Origin of the sequence: Methylocystis sp. H62, from assembly GCF_015709515.1 — a bacterium.
Taxonomy (GTDB): domain Bacteria; phylum Pseudomonadota; class Alphaproteobacteria; order Rhizobiales; family Beijerinckiaceae; genus Methylocystis.
Window position 1 is genome coordinate 54,360 of record NZ_JADNQZ010000048.1, and the last position, 22,502, is coordinate 76,861.

A 22,502-nucleotide genomic window follows, 5' to 3' on the forward strand; every position below is an offset into this window, starting at 1 on the left:
GCCATGCAGCTGACGCTCTGGACCTATGAAGGACCGCCGCATGTCGGCGCCATGCGCGTCGCCGCCGCCATGCGCGGCTTGCATTACGTGCTGCATGCGCCGCAGGGCGACACCTATGCCGATCTTCTTTTCACGATGATCGAACGGCGCGATACGCGCCCTCCCGTGACCTATACGACGTTCCAGGCGCGCGACCTCGGCGCCGACACGGCGGAACTGTTCAAGAGCGCGGCGCGCGAGGCCTATGAGCGTTTCTCCCCCCAGGCGATGATCGTCGGGGCGTCCTGCACGGCGGAGCTGCTGCAGGACGACCCCGGCGGTCTCGCCAAGGCGCTCGACCTGCCGTGTCCCGTCATTCCGCTCGAACTGCCCGCCTATCAGAAAAAGGAGAACTGGGGCGCGTCGGAGACGTTTTATCGTCTCGTGCGCAGCCTTGCCGGCGCGCGCCGCGACAGGCCATTACGCGATTGCAAGAGCTGCAATATTCTTGGGCCCACGGCGCTGGGCTTTCGTTGCCGCGATGACGTGCGCGAGATCGCAAAACTGCTCGCTGCGCTCGGCGTCGACGTCAATGTCATCGCGCCGCTTGGCGCAAGTCCGAAGGATCTGACGCGCCTCGGCGACGCCGATTTCAATGTGCTCCTTTATCCGGAAATCGGGCTCGCCGCCGCGCAATGGCTGGAGCGCGCGCATGGCCAGCCCTTCACCCGCAGCATTCCGATCGGCGTCGGCGCGACGCGCGACTTCATCGCTGAAGTCGCCCGGATGGCCGAGGTCGATCCCGCGTCGGCGTTGGAGACGAATGACTCTCGTCTGCCTTGGTATTCGCGCTCGGTCGATTCGACCTACCTCACCGGTAAGCGCGTCTTCATCTTCGGCGACGCGACGCACGCCATCGCCGCCGCGCGCATCGCGCAAGATGAGCTCGGCTTCGAGGTCGTCGGCCTTGGAACCTATGCGCGCGAATTTGCGCGCGACGTTCGCGAGGCCGCCGCGCGCTACGGGGTCGAGGCGCTCGTCACCGACGACTATCTCGACGTCGAAGCGAAAGTCGCCGAACTGCAGCCCGAACTCGTGCTCGGAACGCAGATGGAGCGTCATATCGCCAAGCGGCTCGGTCTTCCCTGCGCGGTGATCTCGGCGCCCGTGCATGTGCAGGATTTCCCTGCCCGCTACTCGCCGCACATGGGCTTCGAAGGCGCGAATGTGATCTTCGATTCATGGGTGCATCCGCTGATGATGGGCCTTGAGGAGCATCTTCTGACGATGTTCCGCGACGACGCCGAGTTCCATGACGCCGCCGCGCCCTCGCATCTTGGCGAGAAGCAGCCACACCGGCAGCCGTCCGCGGCGGCGGTCGTGAGCGACATCATCCTCGCCTGGGCCGACGACGCCGAGAAGGAGCTCAAGAAGATCCCCTTCTTCGTGCGCGGCAAAGCGCGCCGGAACACCGAGAAATTCGCCGCCGAGCGCGGCCTTTCGACTATCACCGTCGAGACGCTCTATGACGCAAAAGCGCATTTCGCACGCTGAGGCGACGCCCGTGAAAGTCGTCATTGTGACGATGGACACGCATGTGGCGGCCGCGACTGATCGCGCCCGCCGTGCGCTTTCGCGCGAAATTCCCGGTCTTACGCTCAGCGTCCACGCAGCGTCGGAATTCGCCGCCGGCCCGAAGGCGCTCGACGCCTGTCTCACGGAGATCGCTGAGGCGGACATTATTGTCAACGCCATGCTCTTCCTGGAAGAGCATTTCACGCCTCTGCTCGCCGCCCTTGCGGCGCGCCGCGATCATTGCGACGCCATGATCAGCATCATGTCGGCGAGCGAGGTCGCGAAGCTGACCCGCATGGGACGCTTCGACATGAGCGCGCCGACCTCCGGTTTCATGTCGCTTCTGAAACGCTTGCGCGGAAAGAAGGGCAAGTCCGAGGCCGCCGGCGCCAAGCAAATGAAAATGCTTCGGCGTCTGCCCAAGATCCTGCGTTTCATACCAGGAACGGCGCAGGATGTGCGCGCTTATTTCCTGACGCTGCAATATTGGCTCGCGGGCTCTGACGAGAACATCGCCAATATGGTCCGCTTGCTCATCGATCGTTACGCTGACGGTCCGCGGCGCATGTTGCGCGGCGCGCTGAATCCCCACGCGCCGATCGAATATCCGGAGGTCGGCCTCTATCACCCGCTCTTGCCGGGCAGGGTGAGCGAAAGGCTCGATCAATTGCCCGAGCCCGCCGGCGACGCCAAGGCGACGATCGGCCTCTTGGTGCTGCGTTCCTATGTGCTCGCAGACAACGCGCGCCACTATGACGGCGTTATCGCGGCGATGGAGGCGCGCGGACTCAAGGTCATTCCGGCGTATGCCACCGGACTCGACGCGCGGCCGGCGATCGAGAACTTCTTCTTGCGCGACGGCAGGCCTATCATCGATGCGCTCGTCTCGCTCGTCGGATTTTCGCTCGTCGGCGGCCCCGCCTACAATGACGCGAAAGCGGCCGAGGAAATTCTCGCCAAACTCGACGTTCCCTACATTGCGGCGCATCCGGTTGAGTTTCAGACTCTGGCCGAATGGCGCGGCTCGGATCGCGGCCTGCTCCCGGTCGAATCCACCATCATGGTCTCCATTCCGGAGCTCGATGGCTCGACAGGTCCGATGATTTTTGGCGGACGTCCGCAGGAGGCCGGATCATGCGCCGCCTGCGTTCGCAACTGCGTCTTCCCGGCAAGCGACGGCGCGCGGGACATGCAGGTCTGCGTCGAGCGCGCGGAGATGCTCGCCGCGCGAGTCGAAAAGCTCGCCGTTCTGCGACGCTCCGAGAGAGCGGCGCGAAAAATCGCGATTGTGCTCTTCAATTTTCCGCCGAACGCCGGCGCGGTTGGAAGCGCCGCCTTTCTTTCCGTCTTTGAGTCGCTTCATCTCCTGCTGCATGAAATGAAGCGCAGCGGCTATGCGATTGAGCCGCCGGCGACGCTCGAGGCGCTGCGCACAGCCGTTATCGAAGGCAACGCCGCGCGTTTTGGCGCCCAGGCCAATGTCCACGCGCGTGTCGTCGCCGACGACCATGTGCGCCGCGAAACGTGGCTCGGCGACATCGAATCGCAGTGGGGTCCGGCGCCTGGGCGCCATCAGAGCGACGGCGGCTCAATTCATATCTACGGCGCGCGCTTCGGCAATGCCTTCGTCGGCGTCCAGCCCGCCTTCGGCTATGAGGGCGATCCGATGCGGCTGCTGTTCGAGAAAGGTTTTGCGCCGACGCACGCCTTCTCGGCCTTCTATCGCTGGGTGCGCGAGGATTTCGGCGCCGACGCCGTGCTGCATTTCGGCACGCATGGCGCGCTCGAATTCATGCCCGGCAAGCAGACCGGCCTCTCCGCTGACTGTTGGCCCGACCGGCTCATCGGCGATCTGCCGAACTTCTATCTCTACGCCTCCAACAATCCGTCCGAAGGCGTGCTGGCCAAGCGCCGGTCCGGCGCGACGCTCGTCAGCTATCTGACGCCGCCCGTCGCCAACGCCGGGCTTTATCGCGGACTGAACGAGTTGAAGTCTTCGATCGCTCGCTGGCGCGGCGTCAGCCCCTCCGAAACGGGCGAGCGCAATGAACTCGCCGAGCTCATCCAAACCCAGGCGGCGGCGCTCGACCTTTGTGCGGCGGCGCCGGCATGGCGCGGCGGGGCGGAACAGCAGATTGCGAAACTCGCGAGAGCCGTTCTCGAACTCGAATACACGCTCATCCCGCACGGCCTGCATGTGGTGGGCGAACCCATGGCGCTGGACGCGCGCATCGACATGCTGCTGGCGATGTCCGAGGCGTCGGGCGCGCAGATCGAGCGTGAGATAATCGAGGCGCTGACGCAAGGCGCTTCGCCCGAAAGCCTCTCCGACAATGAGGCGGCGGCCGAGACGCTGCGCATGCTTGCGCGCGCCGACGCCGCGCTCGCGCAGGATCACGAACTTAAGGCGCTGATCCATGCGCTCGACGGTCGCTTTGTGCGGCCTGTGCCAGGCGGCGACGTCTTGCGCACGGCCGACGTGCTGCCGACGGGACGCAATCTGCACGGCTTCGATCCGTTCCACATCCCGAGCGTCTTCGCCGTGCGGGACGGCGCGCGGCAGGCGGCGCGGCTCATCGGGCGCCACATGAGCGACGGTGGCGACCTCCCGGAAACGATCGCGCTTGTTCTCTGGGGCACCGACAATCTCAAGACGGAAGGCGGGCCGATCGCCCAGGCGCTGGCGCTGATCGGCGCGGAGCCGCGATTCGATGGCTACGGCCGGCTTGCCGGCGCGACCCTTCTATCGCTGGAAAAACTCGGCCGGCCGCGCATCGACGTGATGATTTCGCTCTCGGGGATCTTCCGCGATCTCCTGCCGCTGCAGATCAAACTGCTGGCGCAGGCGTGCTTGCTGGCGGCGTCCGCCGACGAGCCTGTGGAACAGAATTTCATTCGCAAACACGCGCTCGCCTACATAGGCCAGTTTGGCGGCGATATGGAAACCGCGGCGCTCCGCGTTTTCGGCAACGCTGACGGCGCCTATGGCGCCAACATTAACACCATGATCGACGGCGGCTGCTGGGACGACGAGGATCAGCTCGCCGAGGCCTATATGCGGCGTAAGGGTTTCGCCTATGGCGTTTCCGGCCAGCCGACGCGACGCAACGAGGTGTTGCAGAGCGTCCTTTGCAGCGTCGACTTCGCTTACCAGAACCTCGACTCGGTCGAACTCGGCGTCACCACGATCGATCATTACTTCGACACGCTTGGCGGCGTCAGCCGTTCGGTGAAGCGCGCCAAGGGCGTCGCCGCGCCCGTCTATATTAGCGACCAGACCAGAGGCAACGGCGTGGTGCGCACGCTCAATGAGCAGGTCTCGCTGGAGACGCGCACGCGCACGCTCAACCCCAAATGGTATGAGAGCATGCTCAAGCACGGCTACGAAGGCGTGCGTCACATCGAGTCGCATGTGACGAATACGCTCGGCTGGTCGGCGACGACGGGACAGGTCGAGCCATGGGTCTATCAGCGCCTCACGGAAACCTACGTGCTCGACGCAGAGATGCGTCGGCGCCTGGCGCAGCTCAATCCCATCGCCTCCGCGCGAATCGCCAACCGTCTCATTGAGGCGCATCAGCGTCGATACTGGACGCCGAACGAAGAAACGCTGGCGGCGCTGCAGCAGGCCAGCGAAGAGCTCGAAGACCGGCTCGAAGGCGTCGTCGAGGAGATCGCGGCATGAACATTCCGATCCGCAAGCCGGTCGAAACCGACTCCTTTCAGGTCGAACTGGATCCGGCGATCAGCATCGGCGCCGCGAAGGTCTTCGCCATCTATGGCAAAGGCGGGATCGGCAAAAGCACGACCTCGTCGAATCTCTCCGTCGCATTTTCAAAACTTGGCAAGCGGGTGCTGCAGATCGGCTGCGATCCCAAGCATGATTCGACCTTCACGCTGACCAAGCGCCTCGCGCCGACAGTGATCGACGCGCTCGAATCCGTGAAGTTCCATTCCGAGGAATTGCGCGTCGAAGACTTTGTCGTCGAGGGCTACAATGGGGTGATGTGCGTCGAGGCCGGCGGACCGCCGGCCGGCACGGGCTGCGGCGGTTATGTCGTCGGCCAGACCGTAAAGCTCCTCAAGGAGCATCATCTCCTCGAAGATACCGACGTCGTGATCTTCGACGTGCTCGGCGACGTCGTCTGCGGCGGCTTCGCCTCGCCGCTGCAGCATGCCGGCCGGGCGCTGATCGTCACGGCCAACGACTTCGATTCAATCTTCGCGATGAACCGCATCGTCGCCGCGATCCGCGCGAAGTCCAAGAATTACGAGGTGCGGCTCGGCGGCGTCATCGCCAATCGCAGCGTCGCGACCAATGAGATCGACCGCTACAATGACGCGGTCGGCCTCAGGCGCGTCGCGCATTTCCCGGATCTCGACGTCATTCGCCGCAGCCGCCTCAAGAAATCGACGCTCTTCGAGATGGAGCCGTCGCCCGAGCTTGAGGCGGTGCAGAACGAATATCTACGCCTCGCGGATGAGCTTTGGAACGGCTACGCGCCGCTCGACGCTGCGCCCATGAAGGATCGCGATCTCTTCGAATTTTTGGGGTTCGACTGATGACGACGCCAAGCTATGTCGCCAGACGCGGCGAACTCGAGGCCTATTTCGACCGGACCGCCGTCGAGGCGTGGAAGCGCCTGACCTCCGACGCGCCGGTGAATCGGATTCGCGCCACGGTGCGCGCCGGCCGTGAGGCCATGCGCAACCGGCTGTTGTCCTGGCTGCCGCAGGACCTTCGTGGCCAGCGCTTGCTCGACGCCGGTTGCGGCACGGGCGCTTTGGCGATTGAGGCGGCGCGTCGCGGCGCCGAGGTCATCGCGGTCGATCTTTCGCCGACGCTGATCGGTCTGGCGCAGGAGCGCGCGCCGCGCGATTTCGGCGCGGGCCGCGTGACCTTCGCCGTCGGCGACATGCTGAATCCGGCCTTTGGGCGTTTCGATCATGTCGTCGCCATGGACAGTCTGATCCATTACGAGGGCGCCGATATCGCGCGAACGCTCGCCGCTTTGGCGCCGCGCGTCGACGGCAGGCTGATCTTCACCATCGCGCCGCGCACGGCGGCTCTTGCGGCGATGCACGCCCTCGGACAGCTGTTCCCGCGCGGCAATCGATCCCCGGCCATTGCGCCGATCTCGCTTTCTTCACTCGAACGCCACATGGCGGCGCAGAGCGCGCTCGGCGATTGGCGCGTCGCGCAAACCGGGAAGGTCGTGAGCGGCTTTTACATCTCGCAGGCTGTGGAGGCGCGACGCTCATGAATCGCGCCAGCGCCGTTCTGGTCAAAGGCCTGATGCGGATCGGTCCGCAGATTCTGCCCTTTGCCGACGCAGGCTCCGCCGAACTGCCGATGCCGCGTCTGCTGCGGCTCTCGCTGTTCCAGGTGACGGTGGGCATGGCGGCGGTGCTGCTCATCGGCACGCTGAACCGCGTGATGATCGTCGAACTTGGCGTGCCCTCCTGGCTTGTCGCGCTGATGCTGTCGCTGCCGCTGCTCTTTGCGCCATTGCGCGCGCTCATCGGCTTTCGCTCCGACACGCATCGCTCGGTGCTCGGCTGGCGGCGCGTTCCTTACATCTGGTTCGGCACCATGCTGCAGTTCGGCGGCTTGGCGATCATGCCGTTTTCGCTGCTGATCCTCTCCGGCGATACGACGGGACCGATCATCATCGGACAAGCGGCCGCGGCGCTGGCGTTTCTTCTCGTCGGCGCGGGATTGCACACCGTGCAGACCGTTGGACTCGCGCTCGCCACCGATCTCGCGCCGGCGCATACGCGGCCGCGCGTTGTCGCGCTGCTTTGCGCCATGCTGCTCGTCGGCATGGGGGTAAGCGCGCTCGCCTTCGGCGCGCTGCTCGCCAATTTCAGCGCCATCCGCCTCATTCAAGTCGTGCAGGGCGCCGCCGTCGTGACGATGGTCTTGAATTGCGTGGCGCTCTGGAAACAGGAAGCGCGCGGCGCGCTCCCGCCCGTGCAGAACGTCGACTTCTCGGAAGCCTGGAAGCGTTTCGCGAGCACCGGCCGGGCGCGCCGACGCTTATTCGCCACGGCGCTCGGCGCTGCCGGCTTTAGCATGCAGGACATCTTGCTCGAGCCCTATGGCGGACGCGTGCTGCACTTGCCTGTCAGCGCAACGACGGCGCTCACCGCGATGCTGGCGCTCGGCAGCGGCGTGGGACTCGCCATCGCGGCGCGCTGGCTGACGCGCGGTGCCGACCCCCATCGCGTCGCCGGTGTTGGCGCGGTCGTCGGCGTCATCGCCTTCTTCGCGGTGATCTTCGCGGCGCCGGCGGATTCCTCGACGCTGTTCAGCATCGGCGTCACGCTGATCGGGCTCGGCGGCGGCCTTTTTGCGCATGGCACGCTCACCGCCTCCATGCAGACGGCGCGGCCGGAAGATCGCGGGCTTGCGCTCGGCGCATGGGGCGCCGCGCAGGCGACCGCGGCCGGTCTCTCCATAGCGGCGAGCGGCGTGATCAATGACGCAGGCTCGATGCTTGCCGCCAGCGGCGCGCTGGGCGAGGCGCTTGTGAGCCCCGCCAGCGGCTACGCCATCGTCTACGCCATCGAAATCCTCCTGCTGCTCGCGACGGTCGTCGCGATCGGACCTTTGGTCCGCTTTACGAAACAGGACGGCGAAGCGCCGACGGACTTCGATCTCGTTCCCTCGTCAAGTTTCAACTCCGGAGTGATGCAATGATACGCGGAGCCATCACCAGCAATATCGATGTCGCCCAGGTCGTCCTCTATGCCTTCTTTATCTTTTTCGCCGGCCTCGTTTTCTATCTGCGCCGCGAAGATCGCCGCGAAGGCTATCCTCTGGAATCCGAAGTTGGTCCGCAGAGGGATCGCGGGTTCCTAATGATCCCAACGCCCAAGACCTTCCTGCGCGGCGACGGCGCTAAAATTCAAGCGCCGAGTTTTAAACCCGATCCACGAACGCCGAACGCCACGAAAGTGGCGGTCTGGCCTGGCGCGCCGCTGACGCCGAACGGCGATCCCATGCTCGCCGAGGTTGGTCCCGGCGCCTATGCGCTGCGCGTCGATGTGCCGGAGAAAATGCACGACGGCCGCCATCTCATCGCGCCGTTGCGCGTCGCCACAAATTTTGCGGTGTCGAGCGAAAATCCCAATCCCATTGGCATGGAGGTCGTCGCCGCGGATCGACGCGTCGCTGGCGTCATCAAGGACGCTTGGGTTGATCGCGCGGAAGACTTTCTGCGCTTCTATGAAGTCACGCTGAGCGAGGGTCGAGGCGACGTTCTTCTGCCCGTGCCCTTCGCCAAGGTCGATGGCGCGAGGCGACAGATCCATGTCGACGCGATCCTTGCCGATCAGTTCGCCAACGTTCCAAGGACACGCAATCCCGATCAGGTGACGCTGCTCGAGGAAGAAAAGATCGCCGCCTATTATGGCGCGGGCACGCTCTACGCGACGCCCGCAAGAGTGGAGCCGCTGCTGTGAAGGCCATCAATCTCGAGAAGCTCTTGCCGGAAGACGTTCCACAAGGAGAGCGCATCTTGTGGCACGGCCGTCCTCAGTGGACGAGTCTCTTCCGCCGCGCCTACCGAGGCGACGTTGTCGCCGGCTACTTTGCGGCGCTGACCGCGTGGAACGTCTTCGACGCCGCGGTTCAATCTGGGGCGGGGTCAGCCGCGCTGGCGGGCGCTCGCACTCTGGCGATCGGTCTTGGCGCGCTGGCGCTGCTCGCCTTGCTCGCCTGGGCCTCGGCCCGCACGGCGCTCTTCATTATCACCTCGCGCCGCGTTGTGATGAAGATCGGGGTGGCCTTACAGGTCTTTTACAATCTGCCGTTCTCGCAGATTAGAGCCGCCGGCTTGCGCGTCGAAAGCGACGGTTCGGGCGATGTCATGCTGACGCTCTCACCCGACAAGCGAATCGGCTACCTGCATCTTTGGCCCTTCGCGCGGCCGTTCCGCTTCGCGCATCCAGAGCCCGCGCTGCGCGGCCTCGCCGATGCAAGACATGTCGGCGACATCTTGGGGCGCGCGCTTGTCGCGGCCGCGGCCGAACGTGGCGACATGTTCGTGATTGGCGAAGACGACACGGTCGCATCCGCTTCGTCGCAAAAAACAAGCATGCCGGCGGGCGATGCAGTCGCAGCGTGACGGATGGGAAGGGCTACGATCATGAGCCAGGCGTCTATCGGCAAGAGTCAAAGGCCTTCGAGCGCACATGACGGCGTGCCGCGCCCGATCCTACGCGGCGCCGGCGTTTTCATCGTCTTTGCTCTGCTTGCGACGGGTTTGACCCGATTCACTGGCGTCGGCGCGGTGCATATGCCGTTGAGGAATGCGGTCGAGAGTCTCGCATTGCTCTTCGAGGATCGCAATGATGGCTCAGTCGCCGTGCGCGACGCCCGTGACGGCGCGCTCTTTTATGTCGTGCAGCCGGGCGCCTACGGCTTCATTCGATCGACGTTGCGCGGGCTCGCGCGTGAGCGGCGCCGTTCGGGCCTCGACGCATCGACGCCCTTTGCCTTGACGCGTTGGAGCGACGGCACGGTTTCGCTCGAAGACTCGGCGACCGGGCGGCGCGTCAATCTGGACGCTTTCGGACCCGACAATGCGCGCGCCTTCGCGCAGCTCTTTACTGAAAGAAGGCGCGAGCCATGAACTGGTTGCTCCCCATCACCCGCCAGACGTTCGACGCGCCCTGCAGGGTCGAGATCGGCCACACCGCCGAAAGCCTCTTCGCGCATGTCGAGATCGAAGGCGATTTCGACATCAGGCCGGGCGATCGCGTGCTCGTGCAAAATGCGCCAACCGAAACGCCCTTCGGCTATCGTGTGACGGTCGAGCGCCGCGCGACGATCATTCGCGCCGGCCTCATCGAACGGTTGTGGGCGCGCTTTCTTGGCAATTTTGAGCTTACCGAACTTTACGACGTCAGCTTCACGAACAGGAGAGCGCTATGAACGCCCCGTTGCGCCACAACGTCTCGATCGAAGCGACCCGCGTCGCCCAGGAAAATACCCTTCTGAGCCCGCGGTTCTACACGACGGATTTCGCGGAGCTTGACCGGACAGATGTCTCTCCCGTTCGCAAGGAGTGGGATGCGCTGATGGAGGAGATGCGCTCCGACCCCAACAACAAGCATTTTCAGCGCACCGAGGAGTTCGACGCCGGCTTCGTCTATTCGGAAAAACTCGACAAGGAATTCCGTGACTTTCTCATCAGCTCGATCACCGCGGAGTTTTCAGGCTGCGTGCTCTATGCCGAAATGAAAAAGCGCGCGCACAATCAGGATATGAAGGACCTCTTCGGCTTCATGAGCCGCGACGAGGCGCGTCACGCTGGATTTATCAACGATACGCTGAAGGATTTCGGCATCGGCATCGATCTGAGCTTTTTAACGAAGACGAAGAAATATACGTTTTTCAAGCCGAAGTTCATTTTTTATGCGACCTACCTGTCCGAGAAAATCGGTTACGCCCGCTATATCACCATCTTCCGCCAGCTTGAGCGCCATCCCGAGCGCCGCTTCCATCCGATCTTCAAATGGTTCGAGAAGTGGTGCAACGACGAGTTCCGTCACGGCGAGGCCTTCGCATTGCTGATGCGCGCCAATCCGAAGCTCGTCTCGGGCCTCAATGTTTACTGGATCAAATTCTTCCTGCTTGCCGTTTTCGCGACCATGTATGTGCGCGATCATTGCCGCCCCGCATTCCACGCGGCGATCGGCATGAATCCTGACGACTACGACTTCAAGGTGTTGCGCCTTACGAGTGAGATCTCTCGCCAGGTCTTTCCGATCACCCTCGATCTCGATCATCCACTGTTCAAACCCGGCCTCGACCGCCTAGTGGCGATTGAACGCGCGATCGCCGCGGCCAAGAAGCAGAAGGGCGTCGTCGCCCGAGCCAAGCAGGCGGCGCTGACCGCGGCCGCGGCCGCGACCTTCGCGCGGCTCTATTTCCTGCCCGCGAAATCCAACGCGCTGCCGGCGCAAATTCGTCTTGCGCCGGTGTGGTGAGGAGCGCCGCATGTCCGACTATGCACCGCCAATCGTCGCAACGCTCCTGCTCTGGTGGGGGAGCACCGGCGTGCTGCTCTATCTCGACGGCCTTTCTCGCCGCACATTCGTGTGGAGCATGGCGGGCGCGACCGCGCTGTTCACGCTGGCGCTATGGGGCGTCGTCGCGACGCGCAGCGAAACGACGGCCTCCTCCGCCTACTATGCGTTCCTTTGCGGATTGATCGCCTGGGCGTGGCAGCTTGTGAGCTACTACATGGGCTTCATCACGGGTCCGCGAAAAACGGCCTGTCCGCCGCATTTGCGCGGCTGGCCCCGCTTCGTCGAGGCGGTGCGCACCAGCCTCTATCACGAAATCGCAATTATCCTGTGCGCAGGCGCGCTCGTCGCGCTGACTCGCAACCAGCCCAATCAGATTGGCGCGTGGACCTTCCTCATCCTTTGGTGGATGCATACGAGCGCCAAGCTCAATCTCTATTTCGGCGCGCCGAACCTAAGCGAAGAGCTGCTGCCGGAGCATTTGCGCTATCTGGCGACCTTCATGACGCGCAGGCCGATGAACCTGTTTTTCCCGCTCTCGGTGAGCGCCTCGACCATCGTCACCGTGCTGATCGCGCAAAAGGCGCTCGTCGCGACGACGCCGTTCGAGCTTGTCGGCTTTACAATTCTCGCGACGCTCATGGCGCTCGCCGTCGCCGAGCATTGGTTTCTCGTCGCGCCGCTACGCGCCAATGCGCTCTGGTCATGGGGCGTCAAAGAAACTTGTCCGGACGAAGCGAATGAATACGACTCGCTTCGTATCGTCGCGATCGAGGCGCCTCTGCGCCGCTCGCGCGTCAGTGAGGTTTAGCGCCCGCAGAATGGCGCGTCTAGGGAAGTTACGCCGATGGAGAGTCACATGAATCCGATGGCTTTGACGTACGACCAGCATTTTCAGTCGGCGATCGCGCAGTTGAAGATGGAGAAGCGCTACCGGGTTTTCGCCAATCTCGAACGCGACGCCGTTCGCTTTCCCACTGCGCTGTGGCGTCCCGAGGGCGAAGAGCACGCGCCTCGCGAAGTCACGATCTGGTGCTCCAACGATTACCTCGGGATGGGCGGCCACCGCGCTGTGGTCGACGCGGCGCGCGACGCTCTGGACCGCCACGGCGCCGGGGCGGGGGGCACGCGCAACATCTCCGGCACTCACAATCCGATCGTCGAGCTTGAGGCGGAACTCTCCGATCTGCACGGCAAGCCCGCGGCGCTCGTCTTCACATCGGGCTGGATCTCCAATCTCGCCGGCATTTCGACGATCGCGTCGCTGCTGCCGAATTGTCTTATCCTTTCCGACGCGCTCAATCACAATTCGATGATCGAAGGCGTTCGGCGGTCGGGATGCGAAAAGCAGATCTGGCGTCATAATGACGTCGGCCACCTTGAGGAATTGCTGAAGGCGGCGGGCAAGGAGCGGGCCAAGCTTATCGTCTTCGAAAGCCTCTATTCGATGGACGGCGACATTGCGCCGGTCGCGGAGATCGTCGCGCTTGCTGAAAAGTACAATGCGCTCACCTATGTCGATGAAGTGCACGCGGTCGGCATGTATGGCGCGCGCGGCGGCGGCATCTGCCAGCGCGAAGGCGTCGAAGGCCGCATCGACATCATCGAGGGCACGCTCGCCAAGGGCTTTGGCGCGCTCGGCGGCTATATCGCCGCGAGTCCGGCGATCGTCGACGCCGTGCGCAGCTACGCGCCGCAATTCATCTTCACCACCACGCTGCCGCCGATGGTCGCGGCCTGCGCTCGCGCCGCCGTTCGTCATCTCAAACATTCGGGAGATGAACGCGCGCGTCATCAGCACATGGCGATGTTGACGAAACATGCCTTGCGCGCCGCCGGCCTGCCGGTGATGGATAACAAATCGCACATCGTGCCGGTGATGGTCGGCGACGCGGCGCGCTGCAAGGAGGCGAGCGATCTGCTGCTGCGCCGCCATTCGATCTACATTCAGCCGATCAATTATCCCACCGTTGCGCTAGGCACGGAGCGCCTGCGGATCACGCCGACGCCGCGCCACAATGAGGCGCATGTCGCCGAACTCGTTGAAGCGCTGGTCGACGTCTGGTCGTCACTCAGATTGCCTTTCATCGAGGCAAAAGTCATACCGCTGCGCGCGCGCCAAGCCGCCGAGGCGCACTGCACCTATCCGGAGATGAAACGGGCGGCCGAGTAAGAAAGAGCCGAGTTTTATGGCTGACGGCGCCGCAACCATATAGCTGGGTTCCGGCGACGAACATGTTGGAGATGCTCGTCGGACGACGAGCCTTTCGCCGAACAGCTCCGCGCCGCAGCATGCGCGTTTCGGGCGCTTTGGCGGCTCACGGGCCGGTCCGAAGTTGGGCGCGTTGCGCGAAAATGCAGCTGGCGATCAGTCCGAGGATCGCGAATAGGGTGACGACGGAGAACACGTAATTGTGCCCGGCGGCCCCGGGCCACCGGTCAAGCAAATAGCCCATGAGCGGCCCCATAAAAATATCCGGCGCGTAGCCGATCACCGAGAGCAAGCCAACCGCGCTCCCCGTGTGCTGCATAGGAATTTTGCCATCTTGCATGATCGCGAAATACAGGCCACGCAGCGCGAAGACGCCGATGCTGGTGAAGACGATCGTCAAAACAAACGTCCATACCATGCCTGCGTCAATCGCGCCGGAGGCCAGCATGGCGCTCCCGGCTGCGAGCAGCACGAAACAGCCGATGATCATGAAGGGCGCGCCAAGCCGCTCAGCCAGGTAGCCGGCGCCAATGGCGGCAAATGGTCGTATCCAGAGCGATGCGACGCCGGCCCGCGCCGCCTCTACCTGATTGAGGCCAATGACTTGATTGGCGTACAGCGAAAAGTCGTCGATCGCTTTAAAGCCCACATAAGCGCACAGGATCACCGCAGCCTGCAGCCAGACTGACGGCATCGCGAACACGCGGGCGATGTCGCTTAACGACGCCGTCGCTTGCGCCGGCGTTTTACGCTCCGGCAGCGCCAGCCGGATGAGCAAGGCGGCGCCGCAGGTCATCGCGGACAACAGCAGGATGATCCACCGCAATGATTCCGTGCGCAGCGCGAGACTGGCCGTCTCGCTGTCGTCTGGCAGCAGCGCGGCGAACAGGACCACCATGATCGACGCCATGACGGCCGCGAGCGCGCCTCTGCCGCCCTCGAGCAATCCAAATGCGCGACTTTGCGAAAAGCTGAGGCCCCACTCACGCGTCGCGCGAATCAACGGCGCCCAGAACAGCGCGATCGTGGTGATTCCCCAATACCCGTATAAGATCGCCAGCGTCGATGGGGACGGAACCGCCATCATCACAAGGCCGCCGACGGCGGTGGACGTCAATGCGACAGTCAACATTGTGCGTGCGGGATATCTGTCGGCGAGCGGGCCGCCAAACAAATACGCGGCCATTGCAACCACGCCATAAACCGAATAGGCGGCGCCGAGTTCGAGATTGGTTATGCCGAACACATCGAGGAGGGTGGGCCGGAATACGCGAGGCAATACGAAAGGCAGCAAAAAAACCGATTCCCCGGCGACAATCAGCGCCGCGATCGCCAGTCCACGCTGCGGCGCGAAGCGCGCGTCATGTGCGAGCAGTGGCGCCGGCGCGACGATTGGTCATGCGCCTCCTGAAATAACGTCATCCTCGTTGCGTGTGTTGCGCGACGCATGGCCCCCTTTTCGTCCAGCTTGCGACGCAAGCTGGCGATCGACAGAAAAGCTGCGCTTCGCGGCGTTGACTGCAAGCCCGCCTTTGCGTCCCGCCGCCGACGCAAGCTCGGGATTTTTGGCGAAACTGCGCTGGTCGCCCGGCACGCTCTTGCCGCCCTTGCGCGCAATTTCACGTTGCCGCTCCGGCGTCATCGACGCGAAACCCCTTCGGGACTTGGTGGCCGCCGTTACCGTATCCATCAGTCGCGCTCCAATTCTTTGTCGAAGACGCCTCCGCAACAACCGAAGCTGCAGAAGCCGCTCAACAGCAAACCAGGCAAAGGCGCCGGTTTATGACCTTGTCGAAAGGCGGCTGAGCGATATTCATTTTGGCTAAGACTAAGCGGCTGCCAAGCTGGTAATCTTACGTAGAAAATTGATTTTTCGACCCATCAGAATCGATCAGTTCTCGATGGCCGTCGCGAGACCGTTGGTCTCGAGCTTACGAGTAAAGAGCCGCCTTTGACAGTAAGACGTCGTTAGGGATTCGCTCGGGTCGGCCCTGATGCTGCGTAACGGAATCTTTCCGGTTCCAAGTGCTCTCTGTGCTCTTCGTCCTTAGAGGCGCGCAGCGCGCCTATACACTGAATACAACAAACCGGCCGACACAATATTCCTCATACGTAAGTCTACCAATTTTGCCTTGCGCGCGGCCGTGCTTTTATGCCGAAGGAGCCGATCTCTCCAAGTAAATGCCGGTGTAAGGGCGCAACAGCGTCTTGAGCAGAGCACGAAAACACGACGGGAGCGTCCAATGTTGTCGGTGTCGCGGCGTGGGGAGCAGTCGAGTCTCGGACCGCAGGAAGGGGTTGCGACGGTTTCACCGAAGCAGAAACAGCTGCTTGCGAGCTACCTGCTGAACCTGCAAAAGGGCGAGTGGTTCGTATTCGAGATGATCGTGCTGGATATACAGGGACTTGTGGATATCGGCGCACAGTCGCTTGCGACAGACGTGTTCGTCGTCCTTCGTATTTTCATGCAGGACCGTCCGCAATTCGACGCCTTGGTGCGACGTAACCGCAAGTTCAAAGGCTTGTCAGAGAATCACTCGACGCGGCGGAAGCTCGATTCGCTGCTTGCGGCGAACGGCGAGAGGCAAACTCAGTCTGCGCTCCACGCTCAGAGAGACAAACAATCCCTGGCGTGAACTCTGCCGCCACCCATAGATCTTGGCGCGCCCTGCTGCTCAGTTCAGAAAGCCGCAATCTATCCGGAGAGGCGGGCGCGCCGCAAAAAGAATAGCGACCGGGGCGAGGCGCTGATACGCTTACGGCGATCTAAGCTGGAGTTCGCGTTTGCCGAACCTGCCGCGTATGCCGGCGAGCAAGACGAAGTTTTGGATTGAATCAGGCCAATAGGGTCGCTTCGGTGGATGATGCTGGTCCCAAAGTATCTGGCGTTAGTCTTAGAGAACTCGAACGCCTGAAAGCCATTAGCGGACTGGCTGCGACTCTCGCCCACAATATCAATCAACCGCTGACTGCGGCGAGCGCCTATCTCAGGGCGGCGCAGCGCCTCACAGGAGGGCTTCCGAAGGAGTCGGTCGCGCCGATCGTTGGAGCGCTCGACAAGGCTGTCATGCAGATCATGCGCGCCGGGCAGTTCGTCCGCAGTCTGAGCGAGCTTGTTGCGCAGGGCGAGCCAGAGAAGACGCTCCTGAGCGTTAATTCGCTGATTGAGGAGACGCTTTCCCTCTTTGAGGCGGAGGCCGCCGAGGCCGGCGTCTTGATCAGCAAGCGGCTGACCAAGGACGACGATTTTATCGTCGCCGACCGTGTCCAGATCAGACATGTTCTGGTTAATCTTATACGAAACGCCATCGAAGCGATGCAGGATTTGCCGCGACGCGAGCTGGTGATTTCCACACAGACGCAGGCGGCAAAGGCCATACGCGTTGAAGTTCAAGACACTGGCTGCGGACCTGGCGGCCGGGAAAACGCCGATCCGCTCGATCTTTTTGCAATGCGGAAAGAGGGAATGGGCATTGGGCTGTCGATTTCCCGCGCAATCGTCGAAGCGCATGATGGCCGTCTTTGGGCTAAGGTCAATCCCGAAGGCGGCGCTATATTCTCATGTGATCTTCCGTTGCGAGGGCGAGAATTTAGCGGATGAATTCGGGAACGGTATTTGTCGTGGACGACGATGCGGCGGTGCGCGACGCCCTTCAGCTTCTACTCGAATCTGAAGGATTCGCTGTCTCGAGCTTTCCCTCGGCGCCAGCTATGCTTTCGTCCATCGGGCCGGAGAGCGCCGGGTGCGTCATTGCCGACGTTCGCATGCCGGAGGTGAGCGGACTCGACCTGATTCTCGAAATGAAGAACCGAAATCTTCGTCTGCCGATCATTATCATCACCGGCCACGGCGACGTGCCTCTGGCCGTCGAGGCCATGAAGCGCGGCGCCGTCGATTTTCTCGAGAAGCCGTTCGATGACGATGCGCTCTTCGCAGCCGTCAGGCGCGCGCTATCAAAGCACGACGCCGTGCAGTCGCGTTATGCGGAAGAGCGGCAGATCTCCGAAAGATTTAAGTCGTTGACCAAGCGGGAGCGGGAAATTCTCGAAAGGCTCGCGGAAGGCCGCTCGAATAAGGTCATTGCTCATGATCTCGGCATCAGTGTGCGCACCGTGGAAGCGCATCGCGCGAATGTCATGGCGAAAATGCGCGTCAAGAACCTCGCAGAGTTGGTCCGGATGTTTCTCAACGGTCGGAATATGAGCTTGGGCGCGTGACGTCGCGAAGCGCCATCCGCCAGACTCCGCGTCGTCGATCATGCGTCGCCGGTAATTTGGGTGCGCTGAGGATGCCTTGCCGAAATGCGCGCGCTAAGTATCCAAGTGAAAATCGCGGAACGCAAGAGGAGCGAATTGGTCATGCGAGCGCCACTCTCCCCGGCAGACGCTGTCCAACGGAACGAGTTCCCCGTAACGACGCCCTCGGCGCCGCGTGTTCTCGTCATCGACGACGACAGGGACGTCGCCGACAGCATGGCGATGCTGCTGGACGTATTGGGATGCGACGTGAGAACGGCCTATAACGGAGCGGTGGGCATCTCGCTCGTATCCGCTTTCCAGCCGAGGATCGTGTTCCTAGACCTCGGCATGCCCGAGATGAACGGCTATGAAGCCGCGCGTCGCATTCGCAGCGAGCCGGCCGGTCAGCAGGCGCAGCTTATTGCGCTCTCCGGCTGGGGGCAGGATCTTGACAAAAAGCGCGCCCGTGACGCGGGGTTCGACCGCCATCTGGTCAAGCCGGCCGATATCGACATTTTGGAAGAAATCCTCGCCGCGTATGGGGACGAATCACAGCAGATTTAGGCGACATATCGGCGCAGGCGTCTTGGCGCGCCTTCTCTTAGCAAGCCTTTATTTCAGGACCTCTACCGCGTCAAACCGCTTTAGGCGCCTTGTTTGGCGCTCTCACCCCTTCAGGCGGCGGCGCGCGCGGGGGGCGATGGCGGCGTGAGCCGCAGCTGGAGCGAGGGCCGTTATTGCCGCGCCGCAGCTAGATTTTTCGTAGACGCCAGCGTTAGTAAGGATGTCCGGCGGCGGGCCCGTCCTGACATTTCCTTGCGGGGAACATCGTGACGACTAACTCCCTGGCGCGGCTGCGCATGCGGTCCGCGGATACGTTGCGCGGAAGAGAGTTGCGCGGAAGAGAGTTACGCTTACGCTTAAGCCGCCCGGAATCAACGTCTTCGAGGCGTCCATTGCGCCGGCCAAGCTGATCAACACGGCTGAATCGCTCTGCTTGGCGCCTGAGATATTCCTGTCCCTCGGATAGCAAATGACCTTTTCAAAGATGGACACGTTCTGGGTTGTAAACTGGTCAACGGATGTCGACGGAAAATGCAGTTCCATTGGCCGGCAATGGCCAATAGTTACCGGACAATCAGCCGAAGCTGCGATGGGAGAAGGATGGCTGAAAGCCTTCCACGCCGACGATCTGGAGTTGGTGAAGGGCGAGCTCGGTTTGGCGGGACGATCAGAGCGCCCGTTTCAGATCGTCGCCAGGCTTAAGCGCCAGGATGGCCAGTTTCGCTGGGCGTTAGCGGTCGGCGCGCCGCGCTATGATGCGCTGGACGCATTCATTGGCTACGGCGGCTCCATTATCGATTTCCATGATCGGATAGATATAACCGAGCGCAAAGAGCGCTTGGACGCGCTGCGGCCAAGCGAAGCGCGCGATCGTTCGCTCTTTGAGACGAGTCGCGACGGCATCGTCACCGTCGATATGAGCGGCCATATTCTCGAAGCCAACCCCGCCTACCAGAAGATGCTCGGCTACACGCTCGAAGAGCTGAAGCGTCTGACGTATCAAGAGCTGACCCCAGAAGTCTGGCGCGACATGGAAGCGGCGGTCGTGCGGGAGCACATTCTTCCGCGCGGCGAATCCGCCGAATATGAGAAGGAATATATCCGCAAGGATGGAGCGGTATTTCCGATAAGCCTGCGAACGTGGACCGTTGTCGACGAAAAGGGCCGTGTTGTCGGCATGCGCGCCTTCGTGCGCGACATCACCGAACGCAAGCAGGCCGAGGCGGCGCTGCGCGACAGTGAGGAACGGTTCCGCGTCTCCTTCGCCAACGCCTCGATCGGCTTCGCGATGAACGGGCCGGACGATACGCACCTGGACGCCAACCGCGCTTATTGCGTGATCACCGGCTACACGCGCCAGGAGCTTCTTGCCCTCAAGGGTTCGGAGCTGATCCATCCGGATGATTGGCCGGCCAACAGGGCCTTGGCCGAACGGATGCTTGCGGGCGAGATCCCGGGCTTCGTCATCGAAAACCGCTATGTTCGAAAGACCGGTGAAAACATTTGGGTCCGCAAGAGCGTTTCGCTCATTCGCGCGGCCGACGGCGAACCACGGTGGATCATCACTCTCGTCGAGGATGTCACCGAGCGCAAGCTGGCCGAAGAGGCGCTGCAGCAAAGCCGCAACGATCTCGACCGCGCCCAGGAGGTTGGAAAGATCGGCTGGTGGCGGATGGACGTGCGCCGGAACGTTTTGACCTGGTCGGACGAGAACCATCGGATCTTCGGCGTGCCGAAGGGGACGCCGCTGACCTACAACAGTTTTCTTTCCATCGTGCACCCAGACGACCGGGCCGATGTTGACGCAAAGTGGCAGGCCGGCCTTCGCGGCGAACCCTACGACATCGAGCATCGCATCGTGTCCGGGGACGAGGTCAAATGGGTGCGCGAGAAGGCCTATCTGGAATTTGACGCGGCGGGCGCGCTTCTTGGCGGCTTCGGCATCACGCAGGACATCACGGAGCGAAAGCAGGCAGAGGAGGCGCTCCGCGAGAGCGAAGCTCGGCTGCGGCTCGCGACCGAGGCCGCCAAGATCGGCGCCTTCGACTGGCGCATCCTGACGGACGTCAACATCTGGACGCCGGAATTAGAGGCGATGTATGGGCTGGGGCCGGGCGAGTTCGGCCGGAGACGGTCGGCCTGGGAGCAGTTGGTGCATCCAGACGACCGCGCGGGCGCGGTCGCCAAGGTTAACGAAACGCTGGGCTCGGGCGAGCCCGTCGAACATGAGTGGCGAGTCGTGTGGCCCGACGGCAGCGTGCATTGGGTTGCGGGGCGGTTTCAAGGTTTCAAGGACGCTGCCGGCAAGCCGGTCCGCCTCACGGGCGTGAACATCGACATTTCCGAGCGCAAGCGGGTCGAGGAGGCGCTGCGCGAAAGCGAGCTGCGCTATCGCTCACTCGTCGAAGCGGCGAGCGCAATCACATGGAGCTGTCCGCCATCCGGACTGCATCAAAAGCCGCAACAGGAATGGATGGACTTCACCGGTCAGACCGCCGAGGAAATGCTGGGCGACGGCTGGACCAAGGTCGTTCACCCTGATGACCTCGAGGCCGCGGCGGCGCAGTGGCGCGCCGCGGTCGGTCGCGGCGAGCCGTTTTGGAGCGAGCACCGCATCCGCCGACATGATGGCGAGTGGCGCTGGATGCGCGTTCAGGCAGCGCCCATTTGCGACGCAACCGGCGAGATCGTCGAATGGTTCGGCAGCAATACGGACATCGACGATCTCAAGCAGGCCGAACTGGCGCTACGGGAAAGCCAGCAGCAGCTCGCGCTGGCGCTGGAAGCCGGCCAGCTGGGATTTTGGGACTGGCACGTGCCCAGCGGCCGAGTCCAGTTCGGCGGCAGTTGGGCCTCAATGCTTGGTTATGAACTCAGCGAAATGGAACCCGATGTCCGAGCCTGGGAAAGGCTGATTCATCCCGACGAGCGTGAAACCGTTGCCGCTCGATTGTCCGATCATCTGGAGGGGCGGACCGAATTCTACGAATGCGAGCACCGTCTGCGTCACAAGGATGGGTCTTGGCGCTGGATTCTGGACCGCGGGCGGGTCGTGGAGCGGGACGCCGTTGGCCGGCCGCTAAGGGCGATCGGCACTCATGCCGACGTGACCGCGCGTCATGAGGCCGAAAGCGCGCTGCAAGAGGCCGACCGCCGCAAGGACGAGTTCCTCGCCACTCTGGCGCATGAATTGCGCAACCCGCTCACCCCGATCCGGAACGCCGTGCATATCTTGAAGAAGAAATATGGTCCCCAATTCCCTGACGCTCCGCTGTTCGCGATGGTTCAGCGACAGGTCGATCATCTAGTTCGTCTCGTCGACGACCTTCTTGAAGTGTCACGGATCAGCAGCGGCAAGGTGGACTTGCGCCAGGAAAACGTCTCCGTGTCGGATTTCTTGCGGCACGCTTTGGAGTCCTGTCAGCCGCTCATCGAAAACAAGCGCCACCGCGTAACCGTGAAGGTCGCGGATGAGCCGCTGCAGGTTTTCGGGGACTCCGTCCGTCTGGCGCAGATTGCGGCCAATATCATCAACAACGCGGCGAAATACACGCCGCCGGGCGGGCGCATTGAAATCGACGCCGCGCGCGGGGATGACGAAGTCGTACTGCGGGTTCGCGACAATGGCGTCGGCATCAGCGCCGACATGATGCCGCGCGTCTTCGATCTTTTCGCGCAGACGGACGACCAGATTCGGCTTTCCGAAGGTGGGCTCGGCATCGGGCTCGCGCTTGTGCGCAGTCTTGTCGAGATCCACGGCGGCCGGGTGGAAGCGCGCAGCGCGGGCGTCGGCCGCGGCAGCGAATTCATCGTCAGTCTGCCGCTCGCGGATCGCGCCTATCCGGCTTCGTCACGATCCTCCGGAGACTGACGCCGTGTTCTTGCAGCCTCAATA

At 62.8% G+C, this 22,502-nt stretch carries 19 protein-coding genes; 17 read left to right on the forward strand and 2 right to left on the reverse strand.

Annotated elements, in window-relative coordinates:
• The first annotated feature begins 3 nt into the window (after positions 1-3).
• From bchB to hemA, 12 genes are all read left to right on the forward strand, one after another.
• The gene (gene bchB / locus IYY11_RS06960; RefSeq protein WP_196403189.1) at positions 4-1,533 is read left to right on the forward strand and encodes a ferredoxin:protochlorophyllide reductase (ATP-dependent) subunit B; all 1,530 of its coding nucleotides are present in this window, start codon (positions 4-6) and stop codon (positions 1,531-1,533) included.
• Positions 1,505-5,239: a magnesium chelatase subunit H gene (locus IYY11_RS06965; protein ID WP_196403190.1), complete on the forward strand. Its 3,735-nt coding sequence runs from the start codon at positions 1,505-1,507 to the stop codon at positions 5,237-5,239. Before bchB ends, IYY11_RS06965 begins: the two co-directional genes overlap by 29 nt.
• Positions 5,236-6,117, forward strand: coding sequence for a ferredoxin:protochlorophyllide reductase (ATP-dependent) iron-sulfur ATP-binding protein (gene bchL, locus IYY11_RS06970; protein WP_196403191.1), 882 nt, complete (start codon positions 5,236-5,238; stop codon positions 6,115-6,117). The genes IYY11_RS06965 and bchL overlap by 4 nt, the downstream gene beginning before the upstream one ends.
• Positions 6,117-6,818: a magnesium protoporphyrin IX methyltransferase gene (gene bchM, locus IYY11_RS06975; protein WP_196403192.1), complete on the forward strand. Its 702-nt coding sequence runs from the start codon at positions 6,117-6,119 to the stop codon at positions 6,816-6,818. Before bchL ends, bchM begins: the two co-directional genes overlap by 1 nt.
• Complete coding sequence (locus tag IYY11_RS06980; protein WP_196403193.1) at positions 6,815-8,257, forward strand: MFS transporter; 1,443 nt, start codon at positions 6,815-6,817, stop codon at positions 8,255-8,257. The genes bchM and IYY11_RS06980 overlap by 4 nt, the downstream gene beginning before the upstream one ends.
• On the forward strand, positions 8,254-9,021 hold the full coding sequence (gene puhA / locus IYY11_RS06985; protein WP_196403194.1) for a photosynthetic reaction center subunit H: 768 nt from the start codon (positions 8,254-8,256) through the stop codon (positions 9,019-9,021). Before IYY11_RS06980 ends, puhA begins: the two co-directional genes overlap by 4 nt.
• On the forward strand, positions 9,018-9,686 hold the full coding sequence (puhB, locus tag IYY11_RS23280) for a photosynthetic complex putative assembly protein PuhB (RefSeq protein ID WP_196403195.1): 669 nt from the start codon (positions 9,018-9,020) through the stop codon (positions 9,684-9,686). Before puhA ends, puhB begins: the two co-directional genes overlap by 4 nt.
• A gap of 21 nt (positions 9,687-9,707) precedes the next feature.
• On the forward strand, positions 9,708-10,193 hold the full coding sequence (puhC, locus tag IYY11_RS06995; protein WP_196403196.1) for a photosynthetic complex assembly protein PuhC: 486 nt from the start codon (positions 9,708-9,710) through the stop codon (positions 10,191-10,193).
• Positions 10,190-10,495 (forward strand): hypothetical protein, encoded by a 306-nt coding sequence (locus IYY11_RS07000; protein ID WP_196403197.1) that lies wholly within the window; start codon positions 10,190-10,192, stop codon positions 10,493-10,495. The genes puhC and IYY11_RS07000 overlap by 4 nt, the downstream gene beginning before the upstream one ends.
• Positions 10,492-11,553, forward strand: a complete 1,062-nt coding sequence (gene acsF, locus IYY11_RS07005) for a magnesium-protoporphyrin IX monomethyl ester (oxidative) cyclase (protein ID WP_196403198.1) — start codon at positions 10,492-10,494, stop codon at positions 11,551-11,553. Before IYY11_RS07000 ends, acsF begins: the two co-directional genes overlap by 4 nt.
• Before the next feature lie 10 nt (positions 11,554-11,563).
• Positions 11,564-12,403: a putative photosynthetic complex assembly protein PuhE gene (puhE, locus tag IYY11_RS07010; RefSeq protein WP_196403199.1), complete on the forward strand. Its 840-nt coding sequence runs from the start codon at positions 11,564-11,566 to the stop codon at positions 12,401-12,403.
• Positions 12,404-12,466: 63 nt separating this feature from the next.
• Entirely contained in the window at positions 12,467-13,765 is a 1,299-nt protein-coding gene (gene hemA / locus IYY11_RS07015) for a 5-aminolevulinate synthase (RefSeq protein ID WP_246719734.1), read from the forward strand.
• A 145-nt stretch (positions 13,766-13,910) separates the two neighbouring features.
• Here hemA and IYY11_RS07020 read toward each other — a convergent pair whose 3' ends face one another.
• Together IYY11_RS07020 and IYY11_RS07025 are read right to left on the reverse strand one after the other, a co-directional pair.
• Positions 13,911-15,098: an MFS transporter gene (locus IYY11_RS07020; RefSeq protein ID WP_246719723.1), complete on the reverse strand. Its 1,188-nt coding sequence runs from the start codon at positions 15,096-15,098 to the stop codon at positions 13,911-13,913.
• 102 nt (positions 15,099-15,200) lie between these two features.
• Entirely contained in the window at positions 15,201-15,494 is a 294-nt protein-coding gene (locus IYY11_RS07025; RefSeq protein WP_196403201.1) for a general stress protein, read from the reverse strand.
• A 553-nt stretch (positions 15,495-16,047) separates the two neighbouring features.
• Between IYY11_RS07025 and IYY11_RS07030 the strand changes: the two genes are divergently transcribed.
• The 5 genes from IYY11_RS07030 (at position 16,048) to IYY11_RS07050 (ending at position 22,478) form a co-directional block, all read left to right on the forward strand.
• A complete protein-coding gene (locus IYY11_RS07030) occupies positions 16,048-16,440 on the forward strand; it encodes a hypothetical protein (protein ID WP_246719724.1) in 393 nt (130 codons plus the stop codon).
• A gap of 680 nt (positions 16,441-17,120) precedes the next feature.
• The gene (locus IYY11_RS22930; RefSeq protein WP_246719736.1) at positions 17,121-17,405 is read left to right on the forward strand and encodes an ATP-binding protein; all 285 of its coding nucleotides are present in this window, start codon (positions 17,121-17,123) and stop codon (positions 17,403-17,405) included.
• Positions 17,402-18,022, forward strand: coding sequence for a response regulator FixJ (gene fixJ, locus IYY11_RS07040; protein WP_196403203.1), 621 nt, complete (start codon positions 17,402-17,404; stop codon positions 18,020-18,022). The genes IYY11_RS22930 and fixJ overlap by 4 nt, the downstream gene beginning before the upstream one ends.
• A 141-nt stretch (positions 18,023-18,163) precedes the next feature.
• Positions 18,164-18,607, forward strand: coding sequence for a response regulator (locus IYY11_RS07045; RefSeq protein WP_281431684.1), 444 nt, complete (start codon positions 18,164-18,166; stop codon positions 18,605-18,607).
• Between the two features lie 484 nt (positions 18,608-19,091).
• A complete protein-coding gene (locus IYY11_RS07050; protein WP_246719738.1) occupies positions 19,092-22,478 on the forward strand; it encodes a PAS domain S-box protein in 3,387 nt (1,128 codons plus the stop codon).
• Positions 22,479-22,502 lie beyond the last annotated feature (24 nt).

Bases quoted from the DNA above. Each gene is read 5' to 3' on its own strand.
- puhC (WP_196403196.1), top strand. From the start codon at position 9,708: ATGAGCCAGGCGTCTATCGGCAAGAGTCAAAGGCCTTCGAGCGCACAT.
- IYY11_RS07030 (WP_246719724.1), top strand. From the start codon at position 16,048: ATGTTGTCGGTGTCGCGGCGTGGGGAGCAGTCGAGTCTCGGACCGCAG.
- IYY11_RS07050 (WP_246719738.1), top strand. From the start codon at position 19,092: ATGGACACGTTCTGGGTTGTAAACTGGTCAACGGATGTCGACGGAAAA.
- IYY11_RS22930 (WP_246719736.1), top strand. From the start codon at position 17,121: ATGCAGGATTTGCCGCGACGCGAGCTGGTGATTTCCACACAGACGCAG.
- fixJ (WP_196403203.1), top strand. From the start codon at position 17,402: ATGAATTCGGGAACGGTATTTGTCGTGGACGACGATGCGGCGGTGCGC.
- bchL (WP_196403191.1), top strand. From the start codon at position 5,236: ATGAACATTCCGATCCGCAAGCCGGTCGAAACCGACTCCTTTCAGGTC.
- puhE (WP_196403199.1), top strand. From the start codon at position 11,564: ATGTCCGACTATGCACCGCCAATCGTCGCAACGCTCCTGCTCTGGTGG.
- IYY11_RS07045 (WP_281431684.1), top strand. From the start codon at position 18,164: ATGCGAGCGCCACTCTCCCCGGCAGACGCTGTCCAACGGAACGAGTTC.
- bchB (WP_196403189.1), top strand. From the start codon at position 4: ATGCAGCTGACGCTCTGGACCTATGAAGGACCGCCGCATGTCGGCGCC.
- IYY11_RS07025 (WP_196403201.1), bottom strand. From the start codon at position 15,494: ATGGATACGGTAACGGCGGCCACCAAGTCCCGAAGGGGTTTCGCGTCG.
- IYY11_RS06980 (WP_196403193.1), top strand. From the start codon at position 6,815: ATGAATCGCGCCAGCGCCGTTCTGGTCAAAGGCCTGATGCGGATCGGT.
- IYY11_RS07000 (WP_196403197.1), top strand. From the start codon at position 10,190: ATGAACTGGTTGCTCCCCATCACCCGCCAGACGTTCGACGCGCCCTGC.
- bchM (WP_196403192.1), top strand. From the start codon at position 6,117: ATGACGACGCCAAGCTATGTCGCCAGACGCGGCGAACTCGAGGCCTAT.
- IYY11_RS06965 (WP_196403190.1), top strand. From the start codon at position 1,505: ATGACGCAAAAGCGCATTTCGCACGCTGAGGCGACGCCCGTGAAAGTC.
- puhA (WP_196403194.1), top strand. From the start codon at position 8,254: ATGATACGCGGAGCCATCACCAGCAATATCGATGTCGCCCAGGTCGTC.
- acsF (WP_196403198.1), top strand. From the start codon at position 10,492: ATGAACGCCCCGTTGCGCCACAACGTCTCGATCGAAGCGACCCGCGTC.